Origin of the sequence: Viridibacillus sp. NPDC096237 (assembly GCF_050278625.1) — a bacterium.
GTDB lineage: Bacteria > Bacillota > Bacilli > Bacillales_A > Planococcaceae > Viridibacillus.
Map to the genome: position 1 here is coordinate 66,990 of NZ_JBNNTI010000015.1, position 11,966 is coordinate 78,955.

General features: G+C 33.3%; 11 protein-coding genes. 7 read left to right on the forward strand and 4 right to left on the reverse strand.

Going from position 1 to position 11,966, the window contains the following annotated elements:
* Positions 1–12: 12 nt before the first annotated feature.
* The 3 genes from ACQKMD_RS10535 to ACQKMD_RS10545 form a co-directional block, all read right to left on the reverse strand.
* A complete protein-coding gene (locus ACQKMD_RS10535) occupies positions 13–942 on the reverse strand; it encodes an ABC transporter permease (RefSeq protein WP_427751801.1) in 930 nt (309 codons plus the stop codon).
* Positions 942–1,871: an ABC transporter permease gene (locus ACQKMD_RS10540; RefSeq protein WP_427751804.1), complete on the reverse strand. Its 930-nt coding sequence runs from the start codon at positions 1,869–1,871 to the stop codon at positions 942–944. The genes ACQKMD_RS10535 and ACQKMD_RS10540 overlap by 1 nt, the downstream gene beginning before the upstream one ends.
* Positions 1,872–2,004: 133 nt before the next feature.
* Positions 2,005–3,663 (reverse strand): peptide ABC transporter substrate-binding protein, encoded by a 1,659-nt coding sequence (locus ACQKMD_RS10545; protein WP_427751806.1) that lies wholly within the window; start codon positions 3,661–3,663, stop codon positions 2,005–2,007.
* A gap of 695 nt (positions 3,664–4,358) precedes the next feature.
* Here ACQKMD_RS10545 and ACQKMD_RS10550 point away from each other — a divergent pair.
* The 3 genes from ACQKMD_RS10550 to ACQKMD_RS10560 all read left to right on the forward strand — a co-directional run bounded on the left by ACQKMD_RS10550 (position 4,359) and on the right by ACQKMD_RS10560 (position 8,558).
* Entirely contained in the window at positions 4,359–4,601 is a 243-nt protein-coding gene (locus ACQKMD_RS10550) for a hypothetical protein (RefSeq protein WP_427751808.1), read from the forward strand.
* A 341-nt stretch (positions 4,602–4,942) separates the two neighbouring features.
* A complete protein-coding gene (locus ACQKMD_RS10555; protein WP_427751811.1) occupies positions 4,943–6,628 on the forward strand; it encodes a methyl-accepting chemotaxis protein in 1,686 nt (561 codons plus the stop codon).
* 226 nt (positions 6,629–6,854) lie between these two features.
* Positions 6,855–8,558 (forward strand): methyl-accepting chemotaxis protein, encoded by a 1,704-nt coding sequence (locus ACQKMD_RS10560; protein ID WP_427751813.1) that lies wholly within the window; start codon positions 6,855–6,857, stop codon positions 8,556–8,558.
* Positions 8,559–8,966: 408 nt separating this feature from the next.
* On the opposite strand, the gene ACQKMD_RS10565 is transcribed toward ACQKMD_RS10560, so the two are convergent.
* A complete protein-coding gene (locus tag ACQKMD_RS10565; RefSeq protein ID WP_427751816.1) occupies positions 8,967–9,188 on the reverse strand; it encodes a hypothetical protein in 222 nt (73 codons plus the stop codon).
* Between the two features lie 130 nt (positions 9,189–9,318).
* Between ACQKMD_RS10565 and ACQKMD_RS10570 the strand changes: the two genes are divergently transcribed.
* The 4 genes from ACQKMD_RS10570 (at position 9,319) to ACQKMD_RS10585 (ending at position 11,730) form a co-directional block, all read left to right on the forward strand.
* Positions 9,319–10,137, forward strand: coding sequence for an HAD family hydrolase (locus ACQKMD_RS10570; protein ID WP_427751818.1), 819 nt, complete (start codon positions 9,319–9,321; stop codon positions 10,135–10,137).
* Between the two features lie 430 nt (positions 10,138–10,567).
* Complete coding sequence (locus ACQKMD_RS10575; protein ID WP_427751821.1) at positions 10,568–10,996, forward strand: hypothetical protein; 429 nt, start codon at positions 10,568–10,570, stop codon at positions 10,994–10,996.
* A gap of 227 nt (positions 10,997–11,223) precedes the next feature.
* Positions 11,224–11,412, forward strand: a complete 189-nt coding sequence (locus tag ACQKMD_RS10580) for a hypothetical protein (RefSeq protein WP_427751824.1) — start codon at positions 11,224–11,226, stop codon at positions 11,410–11,412.
* 138 nt (positions 11,413–11,550) lie between these two features.
* Positions 11,551–11,730 (forward strand): hypothetical protein, encoded by a 180-nt coding sequence (locus ACQKMD_RS10585; RefSeq protein ID WP_427751827.1) that lies wholly within the window; start codon positions 11,551–11,553, stop codon positions 11,728–11,730.
* Positions 11,731–11,966: the final 236 nt, after the last annotated feature.

The window sequence follows — 11,966 nt, forward strand, 5'->3', positions numbered from 1 at the left end:
TGTTCAACCTCCTTATTTACGTAGTTTTGGATCTAGTGCATCACGCAAACCATCACCAACTGCGTTAAATGCGAAAATAGTTAAAGAAATCATTATGGCAGGGAAAATTAGTCGCCAAGGCGCATTTGTAATAGCATTGCTGCCTTCAGACGCCATTGTACCCCAGCTGGCTATTGGAGCTGAAACACCAAGTCCAAGATAAGCTAAGAATGATTCTGTGAAAATAGCGGTTGGAATTGTTAGTGTCATTGTTACTAAAATAGCACCTAATGCATTTGGAATTAAATGTTTAAAAATTAAATGTTTTGTATTTGCTCCAAGTGTACGCGAAGCTAAGACAAATTCTTGGTTTTTAATGGAAAGCACTTCACCACGTACAATACGAGCCATATTAATCCAACCAGTAATTGATAGGGCGATGATCATAGGGACTAAGCCAGACTCTAAAACAACTAATAAAACGATTACAACAAGTAAGTAGGGGACAGCTGTTAAGACGTCCACAATACGCATCATAATATTATCTACACGCTCTCCAGCCAGACCTGAAATACTACCCCACAATACACCGATTATTAAATCGATAATAGCAGCAGTAATGCCTATGAATAGAGAAATTCTTGCACCTTCCCAAACACGAACAAATACATCTCGTCCTAAATCATCTGTACCAAACCAATTTGCTGCTGATGGTGCAGTATTGTATATACCTAGTTGTTCACTATAAGTATATTGTGAAAATACGGGTACAAAAATGGCCATTAATATAATAATAGCAAGTGCTATTAAACCGAAAATGGCTAATTTATTATGAACAAACCGGATGAAAACCTCTTTCCAAGAAGACACAGATTTCTTTGCCAGTTTTTCAGTTTCTTCATATCTTCCACCGACAATCTCAAACATCTCTTTGTCAATTTTTTCTAATTGTTGTTGTGACATTATTTTTTTGCCCCTCTCAGCTTAATTCGCGGATCGATAATACCGTATAAAATATCTACGATTAATACCGCCAATAATAGGATAATAGAGTAGAACACTGTAGTACCCATAATAACTGTGTAATCACGATTTGTAATACTTGAAACGAAGTGCTTACCAAGTCCTGGTATTGCGAAAATTTGTTCTACAATGAAACTACCCGTCACAACACCTGCTGTTAAAGGCCCAATATATGTAACGACAGGTAACAAGGCATTTCGTAATGTATGTCGGAAAACGATTGTCCATTTGCCAATTCCTTTTGCTCGAGCCATTTTGACATAATCACTGTTATTTTGCTCAAGCATACTGGATCGTGTAAGTTTGGCGATAAAACCCATATGCGTCATGGCAATGGCTAGTGCAGGCAATATACTATAGATAAAACCTTTCCATCCACTGATTGGGAACCAACCTAGTTTAAAAGCTAAAAAATACTGTATTAAACCAGCCAATACAAAGGATGGGATTGATATTCCAAGAACGGCAACTGTAGTGGATAAATAATCGGGAAAGCGATTGTGGTAAAGTGCAGAAATGACACCTACAAGTATGCCTAAACCTACAGACAGTAGCATTGCTTCTATACCAAGAGTTAACGAGATAGGGAAGCCTTCTGAAATCATATCATTAGTAGAACGCATTTTATATTTCATAGATTCACCAAAATCGAATGTAGCTGAATCTATAAGGTAATCCTTATACTGAATATACCAAGGGTTGTCTAATCCATACTTTGCATTTAATTGTTTCTCAATTTGAGGTGGAAAACTACGTTCACTTGCAAATGGACTTCCCGGGGCCATTCTCATTAAGAAGAATGTGGCAGAAATAATGACAAAAAGAGCAAGTAAAATGTACAAAAGCCTTTTTAAAATGTATTTAAACACATGAGACTCCTCCTTTTTTCCTTAGAGTTAAGTTTAAAAAAAGCTGTCTCATGAGCCGTATTAACGACTATGAGGCAGCTCTTTGCTGTCGATAGAATATCTAACAGTTTATTCATCGAGTACTGCGAGCGTATTATTCAGTGATATCCGCTGTTTTAAGCTGGATATTACCAATCGGGTCAGGTTCCATACCTGTTACAGAATCCTTCTTAACAAAAAGGGTTGTATAGTAGTAAATAGGGGAAACTGGTAATTCGCCCATTACAATTCCTTCAGCTTCTTTCAAAATTTCAAGACGCTTTGCAGGATCTTGTTCAGCAACTGATTTATTCATCAACTCTTTGTACTTAGGATTTTCCCAACCAGTATCATTATTACCATTATCAGCAGTAGAGTACATTTCTAGGAATGTGTAAGGATCTCTATAGTCAGCAATCCAACCCATACGGCCTGCTTGATAATCAAGATTTGTTAACTTATCTAAATATACTTGCCACTCAGAGTTATCAATTTTCACTTTGATACCTAAATTTTTACTCCAACCTTCTTGGATAAACTGTGCAATCGCATTATGTCCTTCGCTTGTATTAATTGAGATGCCGATTTCAATGTCAGATGTTTTATTAATTCCAAGCTCTTTCATACCAGCTTTAAGTGCAGTTTTTGCACCTTCAATATCATTGTCTTTCATATAACCACGGTCTTCTTCAAAATCAGTAATAGCAGGAGGAACCATTCCTAAAGCTGGTGTTTGTTCGCCTTTTGTTACGTTTGTAATTAATTCTTGACGATTAATAGCTAACGTCAAAGCTTTGCGAATATTGGCGTTATTAGTAAATTTACCTTTAGTGTTAAATTTGTACAAATAAACACCAGCTAATGGTTGAATATTTAATTGCTTGCTTTTTTTGAATTCATCAATTGAATCCAGTGCAACATTTTGGAACGGAGCACCTAAATAATCAATTTCTCCTTTTTTAAACATACTTACAGCTGTCGGTTCTTTTTCTACCATGCCAATATTTATTTCGTTCAATTTAACAGAAGCATTATCCCAATAATCAGCATTTTTTTCTAATTTTAAAGATTCATCGTGTTTCCATTCAGCTAATCTGAATGGACCATTCGTAACGTAATTTTCCCCAGCATCTGCGTACCATTCTTTATTAGCCTCAGCAACCTTTTTGTTAATAGGCATATATGTTTGGAATGCAGTTAATTCAAGGAAGTAAGGTGTAGGATTTGCTAATGTAACTTCTAATGTTTTATCATCTACTACTTTAATTGCCACATCATCAGCAGAACCTTTCTTCCTGTTGAAAGCTTCAGCACCTTTAATAGGGAAAAGTTGAGTTGCGTATTCAACCGCGTTTTTTGGATCTAACGCCCATTTCCAAGCGTATTCAAAATCACCTGCTACAACAGTATCGCCATTCGACCATTTAGCATCACGTAATTTAAATGTGTAAGTCAATTGATCATCACTAATTTGAATATCTTCTGCCAAAGCTTTTTCATATTTAGCTTCTTTATCAAGACGAGTTAAACCTTCAAATAGACTTAATAAAATATTCCCTGAAGTTGTATCTGTCGCCAACTGCGGATTCATTGCAGGTGGTTCAGAAGCAATAATTAAATTTAATGTTTTTTTCTTTTCTTGTACTGCACCCTCAGAGCCATTTTTCTCTTTGTCATTATCTTTAGCAGTATCGCCCCCAAAATTACATGCTGCTAATACTAATGAAATGATTGCTAAAAGAGTGAACAGTAAATACTTTTTCTTTTTAGCCATTTAAATCCCCCTTATCTAAAATAATAAGCCCTTGTGAAAAGCTTAATTTCAATATAACAAAAAAAGATTTTCATAGAAACAAATAAAATCCAACAATATATTTTATTGGGAAAAAAACTTTTTAATAGTAATATTGTTAAATTTAGCGTATTAGTATAATGAAGTGTTAGTATAGTATTTTTTTGATTTTATCAATCTAATATTTATTCGTATAATAGTAAAATGTCAAAATAAAAATTTATCATGTGTTTAATATAATAATTAATACAATATCAGAATATTAATAATAGTTCGAATTAACCATATCTATAATTACTGAATATTCTCTCTAATTCGCTCTATTTCTACATTAATATACTTTTTTCGTAAAATACTTACTTCTTAAATTATATGATTCAAAGTATTTTTTATGACTCAAAGTGTTGTTTTTAGATTTAACTCCATGTTTCAATTTGATATGATGGATAAAAGAAGTTCATTATAATTTTTTTAATGTAGCAAATATAATTAAAATGTATTTACCTCTAAGCTAATTGTTTTTATGATTGCTTCTTTTCTTTTGATTTTGTTTTGTCTGAAAGAAATCCAAAATGTTAGAAAGTATAATGAAGGAACAACGAAATAGGGCATCTTAAAAAAGGTCCATTGCGTACTTAAATCGCAATGGATCATTTTGATGTTAAGAGGGTGAAAGAATGGTTAATCATAAAGTAATGATTGTTGACTTTGCAAATAATGGTCCGCAAACTTGCTTTGTAAAATTTTCTGGATATGACGATGAAGTGAAAATCGAATTTACTGGAATGGTACGTTTTGTAGGTGAGTTGCCATATGGGGATGTTATTCATCCTACAAAAAGTGAGCTTTCCAATAGCTGCAGAGAGTTTTTAAAGAATTATTTAATAGAGCAATATAAACGTGGACAATTTGATGAATAGAATAAGTGTTTAATGAATGATCCTTTATATAGGAAGGGAAAACTCCTCTTTTAAAGTTTTATAAGGAAAACGATAGTAAAAGAGTTTGTCACAGCAAAAAGTTGTTTGTAATAATTATTTTGTAAATTTTAACATTTTAATAATCCTATAGTTCAGTATCATATCCTTATGTATATAAATAGTTAAATGATAATACCAATTATTAGTTCAATTGAATCAGTAAATATGACTAAACATAATGCTATAGTTATGTTATCAATACACTATATTTCAATTACAGGTGTCGAGATATAACGTGCTAATATGTTTTACTTAATTTGAAGATGCGAGGGGTTAGGCAAATGTCTATTCAAAAGAAAATTAGTATAGGCTTTATTACAATGATTGTCATGATGTTAGTGATTTTGGTATTTAACTATAATCGTTTATCTACTGTCGAAGATGCTATCGACGAAGTAACGAAGGATCGTTTTGAGAAGATACAGCTAGCGAATGATATTCAATTCAATTTAGGAATGCAAGGATTATATTTACGTTCTTATATAATAGAAGGAAATGATACAGAAAAAGGAAAATTGCAGAGCTATCAACAAAAACTTGATCAGGCAATATCTGAGCTGAATGACAAAAAAATGGCTGAACAAATGCATACATATATGTCGGATATTAATGAAAATAATGAAAAATTCAATAATGCTGTAAGTTTAGTCATTACAGAATATGAAAAAGGAAATAAAGAAGCTGCTTATAAAGAAGTGAAAGAAGTTGGTACGGTAGCAAATATGAAGATTTTAGATGCTGCTATTGAAATTATGGATTTTCAGAAAAAAGAATTAGATAAAGAGAATGCAAATGTTCATAATATAGCGCAACAAGCTATGTATCTAGTAAGTTTAATTTCTTTATTTAGTATTATTTTAGCGATTTTCTTCATCGTATTCATAAAGAAAACAGTTGTTAATCCTTTGTTAGAAATTGTGAAAGGTTCTAATTTAATTGCTACTGGTGATTTAACGCATTCGGATTTTGATTTTAAAACAAAGGATGAAGTTGGTCAGTTAGCAGTATCTTTCAATCAAATGAAACACTATTTAAAGGAATTAATCAGTAGTATTTCAGATAATACAAGTCAATTAAGTGCGGCGATTGAAGAGCTATCAGCAAGTACAACTGAAGTTTCACAAGCTGCAGAAGGTGTGTCGAACAGTGTTGAACAAACTTCAAAAAGTGCTGTCGATTCTGTTGAAATAGCGAAAGATAGTGCTACTGCTATGCAAGAAACAGCGGTTGGAGTAAGCCGAATTGCTGAAGCTTCACAATTGTTATTCGATCATGCAGTCGATACAACAAAAATAGCTAGTGATGGTACTAAGATTTTAGAAGTTGCAAAACAACAAATGCATGTCATTTCAAATTCTACAAACGAAACAAATGAGCTAATACAAAAACTGACGACACAAACGCTCGAAATTCAAAAAATGACTAATGTCATTACAGATATTACAGACCAAACAAACTTATTAGCATTGAATGCTGCTATAGAGGCAGCGCGTGCTGGTGAGCATGGCAAAGGATTTGCTGTAGTAGCTGAAGAAGTGCGTAAGCTAGCTGAAGGGTCTAAAGGGTCAGCATCACAAATTGTCAATTTAACACAAACGATTCAAAATGATACGACTACTGTTGCAGCTTCAATTGCCGAGGGTCTCAAGAATGTCAGCCAAGGGGTTTATGTAATTGATAATGCGAGTGAATCGTTTGGTCATATTGTGGACTCTGTATCTCAAATGACAACTCAATTGGAAGATATTACTGCAACTTCTGAACAATTATCGGCAGGAACTGAAGAAGTATCGGCCTCTGTAGAAGAAATAGCAAATAACGCAGAAATTGCTTCATCACAATCTGCCGCCATTTCAAGTGCAGTTGAAGAACAAAATGCAACATTGCAAGAAATTAATAGCGTTGTGCAAGAATTAAGTCAACAAGCAGTAGAATTACAAACATTAACGCAACGTTTTAAAGTTTAAGATAGTCATTACTAAAAAAACATCTAACTCTTCGCTTAATAGCTAAAGAGATAGATGTTTTTTGTATTGTCAAAATTTTTTTGGAAATCTACTATGATTCAATCCCTATTTACTATATTATATATAAATATCTAAATATTAGGATTTTTATGGATATTATTACGACCTTTATCACGGATTATGTTTTAAAAAATAAATTGAATGACATGACAGGAGAGGTTGTTTTTTGAATAAGTTAAGGCATATTAAAATTGGTATGAAATTTAATGTTCTACAAGTTTTTGTTGTTGTTTTTTTATGTATTCTCATCACTATTGTAGCAAAGTGGGAAATTGAGAGGTCACTGATGGAGACGTTAGAAGACCGGGTTTTAGAGGCTTCTACTTTAGGTGAGACTATAGTAAATGACAGATTTGCTGGGGATTGGACTATTAAAGATGGAGAGCTTTATAAAGGAGAACATAATTTTACGGATGATACGGCACTAGTCGATGAAATAGGAAAAACGGTTAGTGGAGCGGTCACGATATTCAATGGTGATACGCGTATTGCAACAAATGTACAAGTAGATGGTAAGCGCTCTATTGGTACACAAGCATCTCAAAATGTTGTTGATCAAGTACTCAAGCAAGGTAATACCTATATAGGGGCTGTAGATATAGTAGGTACTCAATATGTCACTGTTTATCAACCTATCAAAGCCGCCTCAGGTGAAGTAATTGGTATGTGGTTTGTAGGGGAACCTATTACGAAGATAAATGAAATTACAATGAGTTTAGTGAAGAAAATAGTATTGGCGTTGCTTGGAGGAGGGACAATTGCTATTCTTGGAAGCGTTTTATTAACACGAGCACTTGTCAGACCCATTAAACAAATTAATCGTCAGTTAAAAGAAATTGCAGAAGGTGAGGGAGATCTTACGCAAGAGTTGAAGGTCACCACAGAAGATGAAACAGGTGAATTAGCACATTCCTTCAATCAAATGCTCGATAGTTTGCGTAAAATGATGAAGCAAGTAGCAGATTCATCAGTACATGTTGCTGCAGCTTCTGAAGAACTAACAGCAAATGCTGAGCAAACAACAGAAGCGACTAGTCAAATTGCACAATCGATTCATGAAATTGCTGAAGGTGCTGAAATGCAAGAAGATGGGGCACATACTAGCTTCCGGTCTATTGAAGCCGTTCGTACTAATCTACAGAAGGTTGTGGAACAATCAACAACAGTTACTCAAGTAGCGAAAGAAACGAGCGAAGTAGCGGTGAATGGTAATGATTCGTTACAAAAAGTAATTCATCAAATGGACGTTATTAATAATGCAACTTCAAATGCTAGTCAATCTATAGACGAGTTAGGCAAGCAATCGAGTGAAATTGGCAATATCGTAGAAGTTATTACAGCCATCTCAGAGCAAACGAATTTACTAGCTTTGAATGCTGCAATTGAAGCGGCTAGAGCGGGTGAGCATGGGAAGGGCTTTGCTGTAGTAGCGGATGAAGTAAGAAAATTAGCCGAACAATCTAAAGTATCGGCATCTCAAATTTCTGACTTGATTTTACAAACACAAAAAGGGACGGAAAAGGCTGTAAAAGCAATTGAACTTGGAACAAAGGAAACAGCTTCTGGTATGCTGGTCGTAGAAGAAACAAAACAAGGCTTTGAGAAGATCCTTCTATCTGTGGATCAAGTAGCAGAACGAATCCAAGAAGTTAACTTAATCGCAACGAATATGTATGAAGCTGTTAATAAAGTTTATACATCTGTAGAAGATACTTTGAGCATTGCTAAAGACTCTTCAAGTACAACGCAAATCGTTGCTTCAGCATCAGAAGAGCAACTTGCTACTATGGAAGAAATCACTTCATCAGCTGAAACAATGTCTAAAATGGCAGAAGAATTGCAGCTATTAGTGAGTCAATTTAAATACTAGTTTTCTAAACCCTCTACAACAAGTAGAGGGCACTGAAAAAGTCCATAAAATGAATTTTAGCCATGGTGGAAACGATTAATCGTTTCCACCATGGCTTTTTCTTCGATGCCGTTAATTTCCGTTCCGGCGGACGCTTTCTTGAGGACGAACCTTGGGCCTCCTCGTCGCTAACGTTCCTTTGGGGTCTCAGGATGTTCGCTAGTTCCCCAAGGAGTCGACGCCTGCACTCCAATCAACTAGTTATATCGTTTTTCTGAGTTTTTCATTCTTTCCGATTCACAGCTAACCCTTTATAATGAAAGGACTAATTCAAGGTGGTGCTGTCCTTGATTTCCAAACAAGAAAAGTAGATGGTTTAAAATAATATCCTAAAGAAAGATTAGACAAGTGACTAAAGGATATAGACTCTTATTCGTTTTCAATATTCTCAGCCTTTGCTTTTAATCTGAATGCCTTAATTAAATAAATGACAAAAGCCATACACGCAATTGTAAGCATGAAGAATATTATAGCAAGAGGATAAGATTTATTGGCGTATTTACCTAGGGCTTGGTTTCCGAATAGAATAGTTAAAACAACGACAACGGTAATGCAAAATGGATTTAACAAATATGGAACAATTTTAGACATGGTATTATGGAACTCCTTTAACTAATCAATCATTTAATACAATTTTAACATAAGGATAGTGGTTCTAATATTGAAAACCTAGATGAGTTAAGTCACTATTATTAGTAATATTGGAATAGAGGGAATAAAAATGAAGATTCGATTAATAGCTTTAGATATGGATGGTACGACTTTAACCCCATATTTACAGTTAACTGAAAGAACGATTGAAACGATAAAAAACACAATGGACCGTAATGTAGAAGTAGTTATTTGTACTGGCAGAACACTAGATGAATTAGAAGATGTCTTTTTACATTTACCATTTGTAAAATATGTTATCACTGGGAATGGTTCAGCAGTCTGGAACTTGGCTACGCAACAGAAAATATACGAAGATACATTATCACTCGAACAAACGATGCAAATAATGCAATTGCTTAAGCCGATTGATTTACGAATTGAAGCATTTGCAGATGGCAAAGTGTATATAAGTCAACATTGCTATGATTGTCCAATTGAATATGGAGCAGGTGATTTTGCACACTTTATGATTAAGACACGCACCCCTGTACCAAATATTCATGATTTTATAACTGAACGGAATTTGCCAATCGACAAATTTAATCTATATTTTAAAAATGTTGAGGAGCGAGCTACTATGTGGGATCACCTAGAAGAGTTGGGATACAACATTACAACTTCGTTCCAACAAAACGTAGAGGTGAACTCTAGTACTGCCAATAAAGGCAACGCATTAAGGGAATTAAGCTCTTCATTGAGTGTGACTTATGAAAATGTAATGGCTATCGGAGATGCCATGAATGATTTGTCGATGTTAAAATTTGCAGGATTCCCAGTTGCTATGGGTAATGCTATTCCTGCAGTTAAAGAGATTTCTAAGCATATTACGGATACAAACAGCAATGAAGGTGTTGTGAAAGCGATAGAAAAATTCATATTGAATTAATGATAAGCACTCAATGATAATAGTTGAGTGCTTATTTGCATATTCGTATTTTTGGTATAATAATTTGAATATGTAATTTAAGGAGAATGATATGAAATTAATGTTATACATAATAGTGGAATTATTGTTAGTTTTATCCCCTATGTAGTGCATAGGGAAGTAGCAATAGTATTAGGTTTCGGAGTCATATTTGGTATTTTGATAGTGAGCTATTTTCCCAAATTCAAGTCGCTTAGCAATTTGTATCGTCATTTTATCAGAAGTACCAATAAGCAATAATTTCTCGGGTTGATGGCTGTCAATTGCCTTGTGAACATCCTGCTTTGCAGAACGATATAGTAATTCAGTTTGGATAATCATTTTGATCGTGAATTAGAAGAAATACGAATTACGATTATTTCAATACAAGTAATGAGAGGTTTTAAAGAAAATGAAACATAAAGTAATATATATTTTAGGAAGTATTATCTTGGGCGCTATATTATCTGCTATATCCCATTCAGTACTAAATATTTGGTTGAAGATTGCCATTGCCATTGTGATAGTAGTCGTTTACTTCAAATTAGATAGTATTTATGATAAAAAGAAAGAGCAAAGATACAATAATAAATATACGTTTTTAAGTGAATTAGAAATAGGAGACCTCGTTTGTATTAAATTGAATAACGGACACGAAATAGGTCCTGCAGTATTTTTAATGGATCATTTTCAATTGAGTAGTATTTCAGTAGTACTTGCACCCTATTATAATGATCCTGAACGTGTACATGAACTTGGAAAAAATAAAGAAATTAAATTAAGGAAAATAGAGTCGATTGAAGTTGTAGAATCGGGGAATTCATTTTGGAAGGTGAATTGATTGCGATAGGTTTTTTAACGACGCAATACATATTCACTATAAAGCCTACTAGAATATCTGGTAATGGTAATTTAGGATTGCTCGTATTAGGTTTTGTATTACCATTTTTAATATTAAGTTTATTCATTACATATAGAATTGGCCTTTCTTATTTTAAACAAAAAACAAGTATGGTAAAGGGTTTGACATCTTAAATGCTTGTACTAACTATTAGTGGTGCTAGTATTATGTGGAATCAACTTATTCAGCAATCTATTATAGATTTAGGTGGAGACTGGAACGTACCAGAATCTAGAATTTATCGTTCTGGCATACTAAATCAATATACGAATCATTGGCTGTGTAATACATATTCCTTTATTGTCATACATTGTTTCGTTTTTTTAGCAGCAATTGTCGGTAGAAGTAGGAAGTGAATTTTATATTTCATATGTTTAATAAATACAAATAAAAGGATCATCCCAAAATTCAATTTACAAAGTAGATATTAATTCTTGAAATCGTTTGATTTCAACTAATAATATTTAAAATACAGAAGATATGAGGTTTAAAAGATGATATACAAAATGTTAAGTATCTTAGGAACTTTGCTAGTGGCTAGTTTAGTATTTGTAGTAATTGAAGCATCTATGAGTATATGGATAAAGATTGTATTAATTCTCGTAATTGCACTTTGCTATGTATGGCTTTATATTAAAGGTGAAATGATGCGTTCAAAAAATAAACCAGAGTAGCTTTTTACTTTGCTGTTTTCACTTTTTAACTTGGCTAGCATAGATTATATGCTTGTTTTAAACTAAAAATAGAGTCGATTCTAAATTTCTAGAATAGACTCTATTTTTATTTACAATTAACAAAGTAGAAAATGGATTATAAATGAAATAGTTTTTTTTTAATTTAAAAAATTTATTTTATTTTAAATTTGTTTGTATATTTACCCAAAATCAATATATAAATTTTAAATTTTTTC

Coding starts and splice junctions, on each gene's coding strand:
- ACQKMD_RS10585 (WP_427751827.1), top strand. CDS start 11,551: ATGATATACAAAATGTTAAGTATCTTAGGAACTTTGCTAGTGGCTAGT.
- ACQKMD_RS10565 (WP_427751816.1), bottom strand. CDS start 9,188: ATGTCTAAAATTGTTCCATATTTGTTAAATCCATTTTGCATTACCGTT.
- ACQKMD_RS10535 (WP_427751801.1), bottom strand. CDS start 942: ATGTCACAACAACAATTAGAAAAAATTGACAAAGAGATGTTTGAGATT.
- ACQKMD_RS10555 (WP_427751811.1), top strand. CDS start 4,943: ATGTCTATTCAAAAGAAAATTAGTATAGGCTTTATTACAATGATTGTC.
- ACQKMD_RS10550 (WP_427751808.1), top strand. CDS start 4,359: ATGGTTAATCATAAAGTAATGATTGTTGACTTTGCAAATAATGGTCCG.
- ACQKMD_RS10580 (WP_427751824.1), top strand. CDS start 11,224: ATGTGGAATCAACTTATTCAGCAATCTATTATAGATTTAGGTGGAGAC.
- ACQKMD_RS10545 (WP_427751806.1), bottom strand. CDS start 3,663: ATGGCTAAAAAGAAAAAGTATTTACTGTTCACTCTTTTAGCAATCATT.
- ACQKMD_RS10575 (WP_427751821.1), top strand. CDS start 10,568: ATGAAACATAAAGTAATATATATTTTAGGAAGTATTATCTTGGGCGCT.
- ACQKMD_RS10570 (WP_427751818.1), top strand. CDS start 9,319: ATGAAGATTCGATTAATAGCTTTAGATATGGATGGTACGACTTTAACC.